Origin of the sequence: Streptomyces anthophorae (assembly GCF_049310305.1) — a bacterium.
In the GTDB taxonomy this organism is placed as follows: Bacteria; Actinomycetota; Actinomycetes; order Streptomycetales; family Streptomycetaceae; genus Streptomyces.
Genome location: NZ_JBLWQQ010000001.1, coordinates 6551329 through 6569458 on the forward strand (window position 1 = coordinate 6551329; position 18130 = coordinate 6569458).

Genomic DNA, 18130 nt, shown 5'->3' on the forward strand with positions numbered 1-18130 from the left:
TGTTGGAACGCAGTATCCGGTTCCCGAGAACCGCCCCATCATGTAATCTGCACGAAATTTTTTGAGCTGCACTTCTCCGCAGAGGGCCAACGTCGTCCCTCGGCACGTACCTTGCCACGACGACGACGGGAGAGCCGATGCGTACCTCGCGCCAGCCGTCCCAGCATTCCAACAGCGGCCAGACTTGGTCGCACATGGATGCTCGCCCTGCTGCCCAGGGCATGTACGACCCGCGTAACGAGCACGACGCCTGTGGCGTCGGGTTCGTGGCCACCCTCACCGGCGAGGCGAGCCACACGCTGGTCGAGCAGGCGCTGACCGTTCTGCGAAACCTGGAACACCGCGGTGCCACCGGCTCCGAGCCCGACTCGGGCGACGGCGCCGGCATCCTGTCCCAGGTTCCGGACGCCTTCCTGCGCGAGGTGGTCGACTTCGACCTCCCCGAGGCCGGTTCGTACGCTGTCGGTATCGCCTTCCTGCCCGAGGAGGGCACGGACGAGTTCGTCTCGAAGATCGAGACGATCGCCGCCGAAGAGGACCTGAACGTCCTCGGCTGGCGCGAGGTCCCGGTCGCCCCGCAGCTGCTCGGTTCCATGGCCCGCTCGACGATGCCGGCCTTCCGCCAGATCTTCGTCGCGGACGGCACCTCCAAGGACATCGCGCTCGACCGCAAGGCCTTCGTCCTGCGCAAGCGCGCCGAGCGCGAGGCCGACGTGTACTTCCCGTCGCTCTCCGCGCGCACGATCGTCTACAAGGGCATGCTGACCACCGGCCAGCTGGAGCCCTTCTTCCCGGACCTGTCCGACCGCCGCTTCGCATCCGCGATCGCGCTCGTGCACTCCCGGTTCTCCACGAACACGTTCCCGTCGTGGCCGCTCGCGCACCCGTACCGCTTCGTCGCGCACAACGGTGAGATCAACACCGTCAAGGGCAACCGCAACTGGATGCGCGCCCGTGAGTCGCAGCTCGCCTCCGACCTCTTCGGCGGTTCGGACAACCTCGAGCGGACCTTCCCGGTGTGTACGCCGGACGCCTCCGACTCCGCCTCCTTCGACGAGGTCCTGGAGCTGCTGCACCTCGGTGGCCGTTCGCTGCCGCACAGCGTCCTGATGATGATCCCGGAGGCCTGGGAGAACCACGCCTCCATGGACCCGGCCCGGCGCGCCTTCTACCAGTACCACTCCAACCTGATGGAGCCCTGGGACGGCCCGGCCTGTGTCACCTTCACCGACGGCACCCAGGTCGGCGCCGTTCTCGACCGCAACGGTCTGCGTCCGGGCCGCTACTGGGTGACCGACGACGGCCTCGTCGTCCTCGGCTCCGAGGTCGGCGTCCTCGACATCGACCCGGCCAAGGTCGTCAAGAAGGGCCGCCTCCAGCCCGGCCGGATGTTCCTCGTGGACACCGCCGAGCACCGCATCATCGAGGACGACGAGATCAAGTCCGCCCTCGCCTCCGAGCACCCCTACGAGGAGTGGCTGGAGGCCGGCGAGATCGAGCTCTCCGACCTCCCCGAGCGCGAGCACATCGTGCACACGCACGCCTCCGTCACGCGCCGCCAGCAGACCTTCGGCTACACCGAGGAAGAGCTCCGCATCCTCCTCGCGCCGATGGCCAAGGCCGCCGCCGAGCCGATCGGCTCGATGGGCACGGACACCCCGATCGCGGCCCTGTCCGCCCGCCCGCGGCTGCTCTTCGACTACTTCACGCAGCTGTTCGCGCAGGTCACCAACCCGCCGCTTGACGCCATCCGTGAAGAGCTCGTCACCTCGCTGCGCTCCCCGCTGGGCCCCGGCAGCAACCTCCTGGAGCCCACGGCCGCCACGTGCCGCGCGGTCACCCTGCCCTTCCCGGTGATCGACAACGACGAGCTCGCCAAGCTCATCCACATCAACGCCGACGGCGACATGCCCGGCATGAAGGCCGTGACCCTGTCCGGCCTGTACCGGGTGCACGGCGGCGGCGACTCGCTCGCCGCCCGGATCGACGAGATCTGCGCCGAGGCCGACGCCGCCCTCGAGGCCGGCGCCCGCCTGATCGTGCTCTCCGACCGGCACTCCGACGCCGAGCACGCGCCGATCCCGTCGCTGCTGCTCACCGCGGCCGTCCACCACCACCTCATCCGCACGAAGAAGCGCACCCAGGTGGGCCTCCTCGTCGAGGCCGGTGACGTGCGCGAGGTCCACCACGTCGCCCTGCTCATCGGCTTCGGTGCCGCGGCGGTCAACCCGTACCTCGCCATGGAGTCCGTCGAGGACCTGGTCCGCGCCGGGACGTTCCTGAACGACATAGAGCCCGAGCAGGCCATCCGGAACCTGATCTACGCGCTCGGCAAGGGCGTCCTCAAGGTCATGTCCAAGATGGGCATCTCGACCGTCGCCTCCTACCGCGGCGCCCAGGTCTTCGAGGCCGTCGGCCTCGACGAGGCCTTCGTCGAGAAGTACTTCAACGGCACGACCACCAAGATCGGCGGCGCCGACCTGCGCGTCATCGCCGAGGAGGTCGCCGCCCGGCACGCCAAGGCGTACCCCGCCTCCGGCATCGCGCCCGCACACCGCGCGCTCGACATCGGCGGCGAGTACCAGTGGCGCCGCGAGGGCGAGCCGCACCTGTTCGACCCGGAGACGGTCTTCCGCCTCCAGCACGCCACGCGCTCGGGCAGCTACGACATCTTCAAGAAGTACACGGACCGCGTGAACGAGCAGTCCGAGCGTCTGATGACGCTGCGCGGCCTGTTCAACTTCAAGTCCGAGGGCCGCCAGCCGATCTCCATCGACGAGGTCGAGCCGGCCTCCGAGATCGTCAAGCGCTTCTCGACCGGCGCCATGTCGTACGGCTCCATCTCGCGCGAGGCCCACGAGACCCTCGCCATCGCCATGAACCAGCTGGGCGGCAAGTCCAACACCGGTGAGGGCGGCGAGGACCCGGAGCGCCTGTACGACCCGGCGCGCCGCTCGTCGATCAAGCAGGTCGCCTCCGGCCGCTTCGGCGTGACGAGCGAATACCTCGTCAACTCCGACGACATCCAGATCAAGATGGCCCAGGGCGCCAAGCCCGGTGAGGGCGGTCAGCTGCCCGGCCACAAGGTCTACCCGTGGGTCGCCAAGACGCGTCACTCGACGCCGGGCGTGGGCCTCATCTCCCCGCCGCCGCACCACGACATCTACTCCATCGAGGACCTGGCTCAGCTGATCCACGACCTCAAGAACGCCAACCCGCAGGCCCGCATCCACGTGAAGCTGGTCTCCGAGGTCGGCGTGGGTACGGTCGCGGCCGGTGTGTCCAAGGCGCACGCGGACGTCGTCCTGATCTCCGGTCACGACGGCGGCACGGGCGCCTCGCCGCTCACCTCGCTCAAGCACGCCGGTGGTCCCTGGGAGCTCGGCCTCGCCGAGACCCAGCAGACGCTGCTGCTCAACGGCCTGCGCGACCGCATCGTCGTGCAGACCGACGGCCAGCTGAAGACGGGCCGCGACGTGCTGATCGCCGCGCTGCTCGGCGCCGAGGAGTTCGGTTTCGCGACCGCGCCGCTCGTCGTCTCCGGCTGCGTCATGATGCGCGTCTGCCACCTGGACACCTGTCCGGTCGGCATCGCCACGCAGAACCCGACGCTGCGCGAGCGGTTCTCCGGCAAGGCCGAGTACATCGTCAACTTCTTCAAGTTCATCGCCGAAGAGGTCCGCGAGCTGCTCGCCGAGATGGGCTTCCGCTCCATCGAGGAGGCCGTCGGCCACGCCGAACTCCTCGACACCGAGCGGGCCGTGAACCACTGGAAGGCGCAGGGCCTCGACCTGGAGCCGCTGTTCCACGTGCCCGAGCTGCCCGAGGGTGCCGTCCGGCACCGGATCATCGAGCAGGACCACGGCCTGGAGAAGGCGCTCGACAACGAGCTGATCAAGCTCGCCGCCGACGCCCTCGCCGCGAACGACCAGACGGACGCCCAGCCGGTCCGCGCCCAGGTCGCCATCCGCAACATCAACCGCACGGTCGGCACCATGCTCGGCCACGAGGTGACGAAGAAGTTCGGTGGCGCGGGCCTGCCCGACGACACCATCGACATCACCTTCACGGGCTCCGCGGGCCAGTCCTTCGGCGCCTTCGTGCCGCGCGGTGTGACGCTGCGCCTGGAGGGCGACGCCAACGACTACGTCGGCAAGGGCCTGTCCGGCGGCCGGATCGTCGTCCGCCCGGACCGCGGCGCCGACCACCTCGCCGAGTACTCGACGATCGCCGGCAACACCATCGCGTACGGCGCGACGGGCGGCGAGCTGTTCCTGCGCGGCCGCACCGGCGAGCGCTTCTGCGTCCGCAACTCCGGTGCCACGGTGGTCTCCGAGGGCGTGGGCGACCACGGCTGCGAGTACATGACCGGTGGCCACGCGGTGATCCTCGGCGAGACGGGCCGCAACTTCGCGGCCGGTATGTCGGGCGGCATCGCGTACGTCATCGACATGGACCCGGACAACCTCAACGCCGGGAACAAGTCGGCCGTCGAGCCCCTCGACGACACCGACAAGCAGTGGCTGCACGACGTGGTGCGCCGGCACGCCGAGGAGACCGGTTCGACGGTCGCCGAGAAGCTGCTCGTCGACTGGGACGCCACGGTGGCCCGGTTCACCAAGATCATCCCCAGCACGTACAAGGCAGTGCTCGCCGCCAAGGACGCCGCCGAGCGAGACGGTCTCTCCGAGACCGAGATCACCGAGAAGATGATGGAGGCGGCGACCAATGGCTGATCCCAAGGGCTTTCTCAACCATGGCCGCGAGGTCGCTCAGACCCGCCCGGTCGAGGAGCGCGTCAAGGACTGGAACGAGGTCTACGTTCCCGGGTCCCTGCTGCCCATCATCAGCAAGCAGGCGTCCCGTTGCATGGACTGCGGCATCCCGTTCTGTCACAACGGCTGCCCGCTGGGGAACCTGATCCCCGAGTGGAACGACTACGCGTACCGCGAGGACTGGTCGGCCGCGCAGGAGCGCCTGCACGCGACCAACAACTTCCCGGAGTTCACCGGTCGTCTCTGCCCGGCCCCCTGTGAGTCGGCGTGCGTGCTCGGCATCAACCAGCCGGCCGTGACCATCAAGAACGTCGAGGTCTCGATCATCGACCAGGCGTGGGACCGGGGCGACGTCGCCCCGCAGATCCCCGAGCGCCTGTCGGGCAAGACCGTCGCCGTCATCGGCTCGGGCCCGGCGGGACTCGCCGCCGCCCAGCAGCTGACGCGGGCCGGTCACACGGTCGCCGTCTACGAGCGCGCCGACCGCATCGGCGGCCTGCTCCGCTACGGCATCCCCGAGTTCAAGATGGAGAAGCGCCACATCAACCGCCGCATCGAGCAGATGCGCGCGGAGGGCACCAAGTTCCGCACCGGTGTCGAGGTCGGCCGCGACATCGACGCGGCGGGCCTGCGCAAGCGCTACGACGCCGTGGTCGTGGCCGCGGGCGCCACGGTCTCCCGCGACCTCCCGGTCCCCGGCCGCGAGCTGAACGGCATCCACTTCGCGATGGAGTACCTGCCCCTGTCCAACAAGGTGCAGGAGGGCGACTACGTCCAGCCGCCCATCACCGCCGAGGGCAAGCACGTCGTCGTGATCGGCGGCGGCGACACCGGCGCCGACTGCGTGGGCACCGCCCACCGCCAGGGCGCCGCCTCGGTGACGCAGCTGGAGATCATGCCGCAGCCGGGCGCGGAGCGGAACACGACCACGCAGCCGTGGCCGACGTTCCCGATGCTCTACAAGGTCACCTCCGCGCACGAGGAGGGCGGCGAGCGCATCTACTCGGCGGGCACCACCCACTTCGAGGGCGACGAGGACGGCAACGTCCAGTGGCTGCACCTCGCCGAGGTCGAGTTCGTCGACGGCAAGCTCGTCAACAAGCCCGGCACCGAGCGCAAGATCCCGGCGCAGCTGGTCACCCTCGCGATGGGCTTCACGGGCACGGACCAGGAGAACGGTCTGGTCTCGCAGTTCGGCCTGGAGCTCGACGCGCGCGGCAACGTCGCCCGCGACGACGAGTTCCAGACCAACGTGCCGGGTGTGTTCGTGGCGGGCGACGCCGGCCGCGGCCAGTCGCTGATCGTCTGGGCCATCGCGGAGGGCCGCTCGGCCGCCCGCGGCGTGGACCGCTTCCTGACCGGGGTGTCGGAGCTGCCGGCCCCGATCCGGCCGACGGACCGCGCGCTGGCCGTGTGATCCACACGGCCTGACAGGCCGTCAAGATACGTCCCGTACAACGGCGTACGGAACAGAGCGCGACGCTCGCCCTACAGTCCCCGACCGGACGCCTGGGCGGGCGTCGCGGTGCGTGGTGGCCGGGTCAGTCGATGTGGAACGTCTCGCCGTAGACCTTCCACGTCAGCGGGGTCTTGAGCGACAGGTTGCCGTCGTAGAGGAACTGACGCTGGGCCGTGTCGATGCGGGTCGTGTCGCGGTCGGGGGTCTTGGACTTCATGGCCTTGCGGCGCTGGTCCAGGAAGATGTCCAGGTACGCCTTCTCCTTGCCGCCCTGCGACGGGGTGTCGGCCTCCTTGAGGGCCGCATCGCGCAGGCCGTAGAAGCCGTACGGTCCCGTGCCGGGGCCGTGCATGACCATCGCGTCGTAGTAGATGAACTGGCCGAGCGTGCCCAGGCCGTCGAGCTTGGCGAGGCGGACCGCCGGGTCGAAGTAGCTGTGGTCGCGCTCCTTCTCCTGGATGTCCCTGAAGGCCTTGTGCGTGGCCTCCTTCTTCCACGCCGCGGTGAAGCCGGGGTCGAGACCCTCGTGGGAGTCCGTGCCGTCGACCTCGCGCAGGGCGGGGAGGTAGCGGGCCAGGCCGTTGTCCGGGTGGGCCTTCGTGTAGCGCTCGACCAAAGTCAACAGGTCGTGGGTGCCGGTGCAGAAGCCGATGATGCCCGCCGTGTAGCCCTGGCCGTCGTCGATGTCCTCGATGTAGCCGTACTGGCCGCGCCAGTCGAGCGTCGAGTTCTCGGCGCTGGCGACGATCCGCTGCGCCAGGTCCTTCTTCTCCGGGGCGGCGAGACCGGGCGGCAGGCTCGCGATCATCTTGTCGTCGGCCTTGCGCTCCGCTTCCGACCGGTCGCCGGGGCGGGCCGGGGCGGAGGCGGTGGGGCGGGGGCCCTTTCCCTCCGGTGAGTCGTCCGGTGACAGGAGGTACACGGCGGCGGTGGCCACGGGGGCCACGGCCAGGAAGGAGAGGAGCAGACAGCCCGCGCGTTTCATGCGGGTCAGATTAGACCGGGCACCGGCGTTGCGGCCTCGGGGCTCCACCCCGGCCCCCGCGCCTCAATCGCCGGCGGGGCTCGATTTGCCCCGCTCACCTCCGGGAGCGTCGGCCTACGCCACGATCTGGCTTCGGCACGCCGCAGGTGTGCCCCACGCGTCCCTCAATGGGCGGGCCTTGCGGAGCCACAGGGACAGGTCCAGCTCCTCCGTGTAGCCCACCGCGCCGTGGAGTTGGAGGGCCGCGCGGGCCGCCGCGTAGGCCGCCTCGCCGGTCGCCAGTTTCGCCGCCGCGATGTCGGACGGCCTCATCGTGAGCGCCGCCCCGAAGAGCAGCGGGCGCGCGAACTCCAGGCCCACCAGCGCGTCCGCCAGGCGATGCTTCACCGCCTGGAAGGAGCCGACCGCGACCCCGAACTGTTCGCGCTGCTTCACGTACTCGACCGTGCGACGCAGCAGTTCAAGGCCCACGCCGAGCGACTGCGCCGCCGTCAGGAACGACGCCATGTCCACCGCCTCCCGGACCCGCGCGCCGCGCGCCACGACCTCGCCGCCCTCGTCCGGGACGAACAGGCGTCGCGCCGGATCCGCCGACTCCCGCAGCGGACCGTGCCCCGCAGCGAGCCGCACCTCGTCGCCGTCCACCACGAACACCCCGTCCGCCGAGTCGGCGTCCAGCGCCCAAGGCCCGGAGGCCAACGTGACCAGCACGTCTCCCGCCGCGATCCGGGGCAGCCACTCCTTCGCGGCCTCCGAACCGCTCAGCAGTGTCGCCACCGCCGCGCTCTCCACGACCGGGCCCGGCACCGCGTGGCGGCCCAACTCCACGTACGAAACCGCCAGTTCCACCGGCAGCGGGCCCACCCCCTCGTACGCCTCCGGGACGGCGAGCGCGAACACCCCCGCCTCCGCGAGCCGCCCCCACAGCGCCCGCCCGGGGCCCGCGTCGCCGCGCGCCCACGCCCGTATCGCCGACGGCGTGTCCGCCGCCGAGAGCATCCGGTCGAGCGTGCGGCCGAACTCGGCCTGCTCCGCGTCCAGGAGGAACCTCATCAGCGGCGTCCCTTCGGCAGGCCGAGCAGCCGCTCGGCGATGATGTCGCGCTGGATCTCGTTCGTACCGGCGTAGATGGGACCCGCGAGCGAGAACACGTAGCCCTCCGCCCACTCCCCGCCGGTCAACTCGCCCTGTGCGCCCAGCAGATCGAGCGCCGTCTCGTGCAAGGCGATGTCGTACTCCGACCAGAACACCTTGTTCAGGCTCGACTCGGCCCCGATCGTCTCGCCCGCCGCGAACCGCGACGCGTTGCCGTACGTGAACAGCTGGTACGCGCGCGCCCCGACCACCGCGTCCGCCACCCGGTCCCGCAGTGCCGGATCCGCGCCGCGCTCCCGCCACAGCCCGAGCAGCCGGTCGGACGCGGCGAGGAAGCGACCGGGGGAGCGGAGCATCAGCCCCCGCTCGTTCCCCGTCGTCGACATCGCGATCCGCCAGCCGTTGCCCACCTCGCCGATCACGTCCTCGTCCGGCACGAACACGTCGTCAAGGAACAGCTCGGCGAAGGCCGGCTTGCCGTCGATGCGGCCGATCGGGCGGACCGTGACGCCCGGCGCGCGCAGGTCGAACATCAGGTAGGTCAGCCCGTGGTGCGGCTTGGCCGCCTCCGGGTCCGTGCGGAAGATGCCGAAGGCCCGGTCGGCGAACGCCGCCCGTGAGGACCAGGTCTTCTGGCCGCGCAGGAGCCAGCCGCCGTCCGTGCGGATCGCCCGCGAGCGGAGGGAGGCCAGGTCCGACCCGGCCTCCGGTTCCGACCACGCCTGCGCCCAGATCACCTCGCCGCTCGCCATCGACGGCAGCACGCGCGCCCGCTGCTCGTCCGTGGCGTGGTCGAAGAGGGTCGGGGCGAGGAGGTTGATGCCGTTCTGGGAGACGCGGCCCGGGGCCCCCGCCGCGTAGTACTCCTCCTCGAAGATCAGCCACTTGAAGATGTCCACGCCGCGGCCGCCGAACTCCTCGGGCCACGAGACGACCGACCAGCGGTCCGCGGACAGCTCCGCCTCCCACGCGCGGTGCGCCGCGAAGCCCTCGGCGGTCTCCAGCGACGGCAGGGGATCAGAAGGCACATGTGCGGCCAGCCATGTCCGCGCCTCCTCCCGGAACGCGTCCTCCTCCGGCGTGAGGTCCAGGTTCATCGGCTGCCCGCCTCCTTCATCGCGCGTACGTCCATGCCGCCGAGGGAGTCCGCGGCCGTCTCCGCGTTGTGCGCGTGCGCCAGGTGGTGCAGGCCGAACACCGAGTCCATGCCCGCGTGCAGGCCCTGGAGGTCCTCCGCCTGGTTCACCGCGCGCTTGGTCAGCGCGAGCCCGAGCCGCGGCATCTCGCCCACCCGGTCCGCCAGGTCGTACGTGGCGGCGGCCAACTCGTCCCGGGGCACCACCCTGTTGACCATCCCCACCTCGTGCGCCCTGCGCGCGCTCATCCGCTCGCCGGTGAACAGGAACTCCTTGGCGATCCGCGGCGGCATCGCCCACGGGTGCGCGAAGTACTCGACGCCCGGTATCCCCATCCGGACGACCGGGTCGGCGAAGAACGCGTCCTCGCTCGCCACGATCAGGTCGCAGATCCAGGCGAGCATCAACCCGCCCGCCACGCACGCCCCCTGCACCGAGGCGATCACCGGCTTCGGCAGCTCGCGCCAGCGCCGGCACATGCCCAGATACACCTCCGACTCGCGCGCGAACCGCGACTCGGCGCCCCGCTTGTCGGAGTGGTCCCACCACAGCCCGGCCCGGCGCTCGAACGGCAGGTGCGCGTCCCGCTCCGGTGTCCCGATGTCGTGCCCCGCCGAGAAGTGCTCGCCCGCGCCCGCGAGCACGACCACCTTCACGTCCTCGTCCTCGGCGGCCCGGTAGAAGGCGGAGTCCAGGGCGTACGTCATCGCCGAGTTCTGCGCGTTGCGGTACTTCGGCCGGTTCATCGTCACGTGCGCGACCCGGCCCCTGACCTCGTACAGGACGGGGGTGTCGGGACCGGTGTCGGGGGCGGCCCCGGCGGACTGCGCTGCTGGCATCGGATACATCCTTCCCTAACAAGTGTTTGGTAGGTTAGCTTATGAGCATGGACAGCGTCGACCCGAAAGAGGTGCGCGTATGAGTTCGGTGACGTCCACGGCTCCCGGATACGTCCCCGGCCACCAGCTGCTCGACGGGCGCGGCGCCGTCATCACCGCGGCCGCGGGCGCCGGGATCGGCGGTGCCACCGCGCGCCGCTTCCTGGAGGAGGGCGCCCGCGTCGTCATCAGCGACGCGCACGCGCGGCGCCTCAAGGAGAGCGAAGCGGCCCTCGCCGCCGAGTTCGGAGCCGAGCGGGTCTCCGCGCTCGCCTGCGACGTGACCGACGAGGAGCAGGTGCAGGCCCTGTTCGCGCACACCGCCGAGCGGCACGGCGGACTCGACATCGTCGTCAACAACGCCGGTCTCGGCGGTACTTCGGCACTCGTCGACATGACCGACGAGCAGTGGACCAAGGTCCTGGACGTGACCTTGAACGGGACGTTCCGGTGCGTCCGGGCCGCCCTGCGCGCCTTCCGCGACACCGGCCGCGGCGGCGCGATCGTCAACAACGCGTCCGTCATCGGCTGGCGCGCCCAGGCCGGACAGGCGCACTACGCCGCCGCCAAGGCCGCAGTGATGGCCCTGACCAGGACAGCGGCGATAGAGGCCGCCGAGTACGGCGTGCGGGTCAACGCGGTGGCGCCGAGCCTCGCCATGCACCCCCACCTCGTCAAGGTCACGTCCGAGGAGCTGCTCGCCGAGCTGACCGAGAAGGAGGCCTTCGGCCGCTACGCGGAGCCCTGGGAGGTGGCCAACGTGATGGTCTTCCTCGCCTCCGGATACTCCTCGTACATGACCGGCGAGACCGTCTCCGTCAGCAGCCAGCGCGCATGAGCCCCTCGCCCGAGCGGCGCCGCGAACTCCTCGCCACGGCGGCCGAGGTGTTCGCGGAGCAGGGCTACGACGCCACCACCGTGCGCCGGATCGCCGACGCCGCGGGGATGCTCGCGGGCAGCCTCTACTACCACTTCGACTCCAAGGACTCGATCGTCGAGGAGATCCTGCGCGGCTTCCTCGACGAGCTGTGGGGCCGCTACGACACGGTGCTCGCCGCCGGACACGATCCGCGCGAGACGATGCGGGCCCTGGTCACCGAGTCGTTCCGGGAGATCGACCGGCACGGCCCCGCCGTCGCCATCTACCAGAAGGAGTCGAAGGCGCTCGCGGCCCGGGAGCGGTTCGCGTTCCTCGCCGCCTCGCAGCGCAAGTTCGAGCAGACCTGGCTGACCACCCTGAAGGAAGGGGTGGCCGCCGGATCGTTCCGCGCCGACCTCGACATCCGGCTCACCTACCGGTTCGTGCGCGACACCGTGTGGGTCGCCGCCTCCTGGTACCGGCCGGACGGCAGACACAGCCCCGAGGAGATCGCCCGCGAGTACCTGGCGATGGTGCTCGACGGGATAGCCAAGCCCCACCATCTTTAGAAGAGACTGGAGTTGATGCGTCATGGCCGAGGCCTACATCGTCGATGCGGTCCGCACCCCCGTCGGGCGGCGCAAGGGCGGGCTCAGCGCCGTCCACCCCGCCGACCTGGGCGCCCACGTCCTGAAGGAGCTCGTCGCGCGCAGCGGCATCGACCCGGCCGCCGTCGAGGACGTCGTCTTCGGCTGCCTCGACACCGTCGGGCCGCAGGCCGGCGACATCGCCCGCACCTGCTGGCTCGCCGCGGGGCTTCCCGAGGAGGTGCCGGGCGTCACCGTCGACCGGCAGTGCGGCTCCTCCCAGCAGGCGATCCACTTCGCGGCGCAGGGCGTGCTCTCCGGCACCCAGGACCTCGTCGTCGCGGGCGGCACCCAGAACATGTCGATGATCCCCATCGCCTTCGCCTCCCGGCAGGCCGCCGAACCCCTCGGCCTCACCGAGGGCCCCTTCCTGGGCAGCGAGGGCTGGCGTGCCCGCTACGGCGACGCGCCCGTCAACCAGTTCCACGGCGCGGAACTGATCGCCGAGAAGTGGGGCATCACGCGGCAGGACCAGGAGCGGTGGGCGCTCCAGTCCCACCAGCGGGCACTGCGCGCCATCGACGAGGGCCGGTTCGCGAAGGAGACCGTCGCCTACGGGGACGTCACCGTCGACGAGGGCCCGCGCCGGGACACCACCCTGGAGAAGATGGCGGGCCTGAACCCCGTCGTCGAGGGCGGCACCATCACCGCCGCCTGCTCCTCGCAGGTCTCGGACGGCGCGGCGGCCATGCTCCTCGCCTCCGAACAGGCCGTACGGGAACACGGGTTGACGCCCAGGGCCCGCATCCACCACCTGTCCGTACGCGGCGAGGACCCCATCCGGATGCTGTCCGCGCCCATCCCCGCGACCGCGTACGCGCTGAAGAAGACCGGCCTGAGCATGGACGACATCGACCTCGTCGAGATCAACGAGGCCTTCGCGCCGGTCGTCCTCGCCTGGCTCAAGGAGACCGGCACCGACCCCGAGAAGGTCAATGTGAACGGCGGCGCCATCGCCCTCGGCCACCCCCTCGGCGCCACCGGCAGCAAGCTGATGACGACCCTGCTGCACGAACTGGAGCGCACCGGCGGCCGGTTCGGCCTCCAGACGATGTGCGAGGGCGGCGGCCAGGCCAACGTCACGATCATCGAGCGCCTCTGAACGTCTGTGAACGCCTCTGAACGTCTGTGAAAACCCCCGCCGGGGCCGCAGCATCCCGCTGAGCGGGAACCGGCGGTGGAGCGCCGGGTGAGGTGCGGACAGGCTGAGGGCATGACCCGTACTCCTGTTCCTCCCGAGCCCGGCGACACGCTCGCCGTCCTTTCCCAGTGGTACGAGAGGAGCGAGACGCTGTGAGCAGTAACGCTGTTGTGGAGTGGGACGAGACGGTCGACGTGCTGGTCGTCGGTTCCGGCGGCGCCGCCCTCACCGGCGCGTACAGCGCCGCCGCGCGCGGCCTCGACACCCTCGTCGTCGAGAAGACCGAGTACTTCGGCGGGACGACCGCGTACGCCGGGGCCTGCCTGTGGCTGCCCGGCAACCAGGCGCAGGCCCGCGCGGGCGTCGAGGACAGCGCCGACCTGGCCCGCGCCTACTTCCGGTCCCTGGTCGGCGACTCGACGCCGCACGAGATGCAGGACGCGTACCTCGACGGGGCCGGACCCACCGTCGAGTTCCTGGAGCGCAACGCGTTCCTGCGGTTCGAGTACCGGCCGTTCCCCGACTACTACCCGGGACCCGGCCGCTTCGACGCGGGACGCGGCGTCTTCCCGGTCGCCCTGGAGCGGCCCGCGGGCGAGCAGCCGCTGCTCGACGCCGTCCGTCCGCCCGCCTGGAGCGAGCGGCTCGGCGTGCCGGCGCCCGAGGGGGCGCTGGAGGACGGCCGCGCGCTGATCGGCCGGCTGCTGCTGGCGCTGGAGTCGGCCGGCGGGCGGGCGCGGACGCGCACCGCGTTCACCGGGCTCGTGCAGGACGAGGACGGGCGCGTCGTCGGGGCCGAGGTGCGCGACGCGCAGGGCCGCACGGTCGCGGTCCGGGCCCGGCGCGGCGTGCTGCTCGCCGCGGGCGGCTACGAGCGGAACGCCGAGCTGCGCCGCGCCTGGGGCAACGGGCCGGGGGCCGACTGGACGATGGGGCCCGAGGGCGGCGGCACGGGGGACGCGCTGCGGGCCGCCCAGGGGCTCGGCGCGGCGACGTCGCTGCTCGGCGAGAGCTGGTGGTGCCCGTCCGTGCTCTTCCCCGACGGCGGCGCGGCGTTCGCGCTCGGCTTCCGCGGCGGCGTCTTCGTCGACGCCGAGGGCCGCCGGTTCGCCAACGAGTGCCTGTCCTACGACCGGATGGGCCGGGCCATGATCGCGGCGGGCGCCGGGGACGCGCCGGACCGCCCCGTGTGGTGGGTGTGGGACGCGCGGCACGGCGAGGAGCCGCCCGGCATCGTCCTCGTCCCCGTCGACCGCGAGTCGTTCGAGGCGGCCGGGGTCTGGCACAGCGCGGACTCCGTGGAGGCGCTCGCCGAGGCGATCGGGGTGCCGGCGGAGGGCCTCGCCGCCACGGTCGAGACCTTCAACGAGTACGCCGAGAAGGGACACGACCCGGAGTTCGGCCGCGGCGACGACCCCTACGACCGGTTCTTCGCGGGCGAGGGCGAGGAGGGCGCGCCCAACCCGTGCCTGCTGCCGCTGTCCTCCGGCTCGTTCCACGCGGTGCGGATGGTCCTCGGCGACCTGGGCACGAAGGGCGGGGTCGGCACGGACGTGGACGCGCGGGTGCTGCGCGCGGACGGCTCCGTGATCGAGGGCCTGTACGCGGTGGGGAACACGGCGGCGAACGTGACGGGGGCGGTGTACCCGGGCCCCGGCGCCCCCATCGGCACGGGAATGGTCTTCGGCCACCGGGCGGCGAAGCGGATGGCCGGGGGCGGGTGACCTCGGGGCGTACGGGTGGGGGCGGGGGTGGGCCGTCGGGCCCGGCCCCGCCCCCGCGCCGAGCAAGGCGGAAGGGCCGGGCAGGAACCGAGTGGGAGGCGTACGGCGATGAGTGGACGTGAGGGACAACTGGACGGGAAGGTCGCCCTGGTGACCGGCGCGGCGCGGGGGATGGGGGAGGCCATCGCCCGCGAGCTGGTGGCACGCGGGGCGAGGGTCGTGCTCGGGGACGTACTCGTGGCGGAGGGGGAGAAGGTCGCCGATGACCTGGGGGACGGCGCCGCGTGTTTCGTGCGCCTCGATGTCACCGACGCCGCGTCCTGGGCGGACGCCGTCCGCGTCGCCACCGGGACGTACGGCCGGCTCGACGTCCTCGTCAACAACGCCGCCATCTACACGACCTCGCCCATCGTCGACGAGGACCCGGCCCAGCTGGAGCGGATCCTCAAGGTCGACCTCGTCGGGCCGTTCCTGGGGCTCCAGGCCGTCGTTCCCGCCATGCGGGCGGGGGAGCGTGGCGGGGCGATCGTCAACATCTCCTCGCAGGCCGGGGTCCAGGGCATCTGGGGGCACGGCTCGTACGGGGCCGCGAAGTGGGGGCTGCGCGGCCTGAGCCGGACCGCCGCCCTCGAACTCGGCGGCGACGGGATCCGCGTCAACGCCGTCTTCCCCGGCGCCATCGACACGGCGATGACCGCCCACCTCGGCACCACCGAGCACCCGGCCGCCGCGCTCGGCCGCATCGGCAGGCCCGAGGAGGTCGCCCGGCTCGTCGCGTTCCTCGCCTCCGACGACGCCTCCTACCTCACCGGTGCCGAGGTCGCCGCGGACGGCGGCGCGTCGGCCGGACGGATGCCGGTGTTCGCCCGGCGCGGGCGGGGAGAGGGAGGCGGACAGTGACCCCGAACGGCCGCCGCCCCCGCCCCGACGTGCAGGCCCTCATCGACGCCTGCACCGCCAACTTCCCGGCCCTCGGCACCGAGTTCACCGACATCCGCGACGTACGCACGTACTTCGCGGAACGCCCCGCCCCGCCCCCGCCCCGGCTCCCCGCGCTGCACCGAGTGCTCGACCAGGACGCCGACGGCGTGCCCGTGCGGGTCTACGACCCCGCGGGCGAGGCCGGGAACGCGCCGGTCGTCGTCTTCTTCCACGGCGGCGGCATGGCGCTGTGCTCCCTCGACTCGCACGACGGGTTCTGCCGCGAACTCGCGGCCGCCACCGGCTCCTCGGTCGTGTCCGTCGACTACCGGCTCGCGCCCGAACACCCCTTCCCCGCCGCACCCGAGGACGCCTACACCGCGCTCCTGTGGGCCGCGAGGACCCACCCGGGCCGGCCCCTCGTCGTCGCGGGCGACAGCGCGGGCGGCACGCTCGCCGCGGTCACCGCGCTGCTCGCCCGGGAGCGCGGCGGCCCCGCCCTCGCCGCCCAGCACCTCTACTACCCGATGCTGGACCCGGAGCGCTCCTCGGCCTCGTACGAGGAGAACGCGCACGGGTACTTCGTCACCGCCGACCATCTGCGCTGGTACTGGCAGCAGTACCTGCCCCGCCCCGAGGACGCCCGCGACCCCCGCGCCACCCCTCTCGCCGCGGAGCGGCTCGACGGACTGCCGCCCGCGTTCGTCGTCACCGCCGGGCTCGACCCGCTGCGCGACGAGGGCCGGCGCTACGCGCAACTCCTGACCGCGGCCGGGGTGCCCACGCGGTACCACTGCTACGACGAGGCGTTCCACGGCTTCATGACGATGGGCGGCCAGGCCGCTCTGCCCGAGGCGAAGGCGGCCTGCGCGGCCGCCTTCGCCGACCTGGCGAACCTCACTCGCTGAGCAGCTCGAACCCCAGGTACCCGGCCGCCGCGACCTTCTCGATGATGTCGCCGTACACCCCGAAGCCGCCGACGAACGGCATGAACACCCGCGGCTTTCCCGGGATGTTGGCGCCGAGGTACCAGGAGTCCGCCGCCGTCATCAGCGTGCCGTCCGCCCGCTCCCGGCACTCGTCCACCCACGCGTCCACGGCCTCGGGGCGCGCCTCCACGCCCGCGTAGCCGCCCTCGCGCAGATACCCGAGCAGCCCGGCGATCCAGTCGGTGTGCTGCTCGCCGCAGAGGATCATGTTGGCGAGGACGGACGGCGAGCCGGGGCCCGCGAGGTTGAAGAGGTTCGGGAAGCCGTCCACCCCGAGCCCGAGGTACGTGCGCGGGCCCGCCGCCCACGCCTCCTTCAGGGTGCGCCCGCCCCGGCCGGTCACCGAGATCCGGTCGAGGGAGCCGGTCATCGCGTCGAAGCCGGTCGCGTACACGATCACGTCGAGTTCGGTGAGCGTGCCGTCCGCGAGGCGGATGCCGTCCGCCTCCACCCGCTCGATCGGGTTGGCGCGCAGGTTCACCAGGTGCACGTTGTCGCGGTTGTACGTCGCGAAGTAGCCGTCGTCCGTGACGATCCGCTTGGTGCCGATGGGGTGGTCGGTGGGGACGAGCTTCTCGGCGACCGCCGGGTCGGCGATCTCCGCGCGCACCTTCTCCTCCCAGAACCGGCGCGCCTCGTCGTTGGCCGCGCGGTCGGTGAGCTGGTCGGGGAACGTCTTCGAGTACAGCACGCCGCCCAGCTCCCAGCGCTCCTCGAACGCGGCCCTGCGCTCGTCGGGCGAGGCCTCCAGCGTCTTCAGCGGGTGCGCCATGTGCGGGGAGCCGCCGCCGGACAGGCGGGCGAGGCGGCGCCGCTCGGCGTAGCCCGCCTTCTGCGCGGCACGGTCCTCGTCGCTCAGCGGCTTGTTCCCCGCCGGGATCGAGTAGTTGGCGCTGCGCTGAAACACCGTCAAATCCGCTGCCTGGCGCGCGATTTCGGGAATCGACTGGATGCCGGACGAGCCCGTGCCGATGACGCCGACCCGCAGCCCGGTGAAGTCCACGCCCTCGTGCGGCCATTCACCCGTGTGGTACGAGGCCCCGGTGAAGTCGGCGATGCCCTCGATCTCGGGGAGGTGGGTGGCGGACAGGCAGCCGACGCCGAACAGCACGTAACGCGCCTCGACCTCCTGGCCGCCGTCCGTGCGCACCGTCCAGCGCAGCCGCTCCTCGTCCAGCTCGGCGGCGACCACGGACGTGCCGAAGGTGAAGTGCCGCCGCAGGTCGTGGCGTTCGGCGACGTGCTCCACGTAGCGCAGGATCTCGGGCTGCGTCGCGTACTTCTCCGACCAGTCCCACTCCTGCTCCAGGTCCTCGTCGAAGGAGTACGAGTAGTCGACGGACTCCACGTCGCAGCGGGCGCCCGGGTACCGGTTCCAGTACCAGACCCCGCCGACGTCCGCGCCGCGCTCGAACCCGGCGACGCTCAGGCCGAGTTCACGCATCCGGTACGCGGCGTAGAGGCCGGAGAACCCGGCGCCGACGATGACGACATCCACCTGTTCGGGCATGGCGGTCCTTA

The 18130-nt window shown here is 71.7% G+C and carries 13 protein-coding genes; 8 read left to right on the top strand and 5 right to left on the bottom strand.

The window, feature by feature from the left end:
* The first annotated feature begins 137 nt into the window (after positions 1-137).
* Together gltB and ACNYS0_RS29725 are read left to right on the top strand one after the other, a co-directional pair.
* Positions 138-4736, top strand: a complete 4599-nt coding sequence (gene gltB / locus ACNYS0_RS29720; protein WP_422477807.1) for a glutamate synthase large subunit — start codon at positions 138-140, stop codon at positions 4734-4736.
* Complete coding sequence (locus ACNYS0_RS29725; protein ID WP_422477809.1) at positions 4729-6192, top strand: glutamate synthase subunit beta; 1464 nt, start codon at positions 4729-4731, stop codon at positions 6190-6192. Before gltB ends, ACNYS0_RS29725 begins: the two co-directional genes overlap by 8 nt.
* Before the next feature lie 124 nt (positions 6193-6316).
* On the opposite strand, the gene ACNYS0_RS29730 is transcribed toward ACNYS0_RS29725, so the two are convergent.
* From ACNYS0_RS29730 to ACNYS0_RS29745, 4 genes are all read right to left on the bottom strand, one after another.
* Positions 6317-7219, bottom strand: a complete 903-nt coding sequence (locus tag ACNYS0_RS29730) for a chitosanase (protein ID WP_422477811.1) — start codon at positions 7217-7219, stop codon at positions 6317-6319.
* Positions 7220-7333: 114 nt separating this feature from the next.
* Entirely contained in the window at positions 7334-8272 is a 939-nt protein-coding gene (locus ACNYS0_RS29735; protein ID WP_422477813.1) for an acyl-CoA dehydrogenase family protein, read from the bottom strand.
* Positions 8272-9411, bottom strand: a complete 1140-nt coding sequence (locus ACNYS0_RS29740) for an acyl-CoA dehydrogenase family protein (protein WP_422477815.1) — start codon at positions 9409-9411, stop codon at positions 8272-8274. Before ACNYS0_RS29740 ends, ACNYS0_RS29735 begins: the two co-directional genes overlap by 1 nt.
* Positions 9408-10289, bottom strand: a complete 882-nt coding sequence (locus ACNYS0_RS29745; protein ID WP_422477817.1) for an enoyl-CoA hydratase — start codon at positions 10287-10289, stop codon at positions 9408-9410. The genes ACNYS0_RS29740 and ACNYS0_RS29745 overlap by 4 nt, the downstream gene beginning before the upstream one ends.
* Positions 10290-10368: 79 nt before the next feature.
* Between ACNYS0_RS29745 and ACNYS0_RS29750 the strand changes: the two genes are divergently transcribed.
* The 6 genes from ACNYS0_RS29750 (at position 10369) to ACNYS0_RS29775 (ending at position 16528) form a co-directional block, all read left to right on the top strand.
* Entirely contained in the window at positions 10369-11166 is a 798-nt protein-coding gene (locus ACNYS0_RS29750) for an SDR family oxidoreductase (protein WP_422477819.1), read from the top strand.
* Positions 11163-11756, top strand: coding sequence for a TetR/AcrR family transcriptional regulator (locus ACNYS0_RS29755; protein WP_422477821.1), 594 nt, complete (start codon positions 11163-11165; stop codon positions 11754-11756). Before ACNYS0_RS29750 ends, ACNYS0_RS29755 begins: the two co-directional genes overlap by 4 nt.
* 22 nt (positions 11757-11778) lie before the next feature.
* The gene (locus ACNYS0_RS29760) at positions 11779-12936 is read left to right on the top strand and encodes an acetyl-CoA C-acetyltransferase (protein WP_422477823.1); all 1158 of its coding nucleotides are present in this window, start codon (positions 11779-11781) and stop codon (positions 12934-12936) included.
* Positions 12937-13127: 191 nt separating this feature from the next.
* Positions 13128-14699: an FAD-dependent oxidoreductase gene (locus tag ACNYS0_RS29765; RefSeq protein ID WP_422477825.1), complete on the top strand. Its 1572-nt coding sequence runs from the start codon at positions 13128-13130 to the stop codon at positions 14697-14699.
* Positions 14700-14807: 108 nt separating this feature from the next.
* A complete protein-coding gene (locus ACNYS0_RS29770) occupies positions 14808-15599 on the top strand; it encodes an SDR family NAD(P)-dependent oxidoreductase (protein ID WP_422477827.1) in 792 nt (263 codons plus the stop codon).
* Complete coding sequence (locus ACNYS0_RS29775; protein ID WP_422477829.1) at positions 15596-16528, top strand: alpha/beta hydrolase; 933 nt, start codon at positions 15596-15598, stop codon at positions 16526-16528. The genes ACNYS0_RS29770 and ACNYS0_RS29775 overlap by 4 nt, the downstream gene beginning before the upstream one ends.
* On the opposite strand, the gene ACNYS0_RS29780 is transcribed toward ACNYS0_RS29775, so the two are convergent.
* Positions 16518-18119: a flavin-containing monooxygenase gene (locus tag ACNYS0_RS29780; protein ID WP_422477831.1), complete on the bottom strand. Its 1602-nt coding sequence runs from the start codon at positions 18117-18119 to the stop codon at positions 16518-16520. The genes ACNYS0_RS29775 and ACNYS0_RS29780 overlap by 11 nt on opposite strands.
* Positions 18120-18130 lie beyond the last annotated feature (11 nt).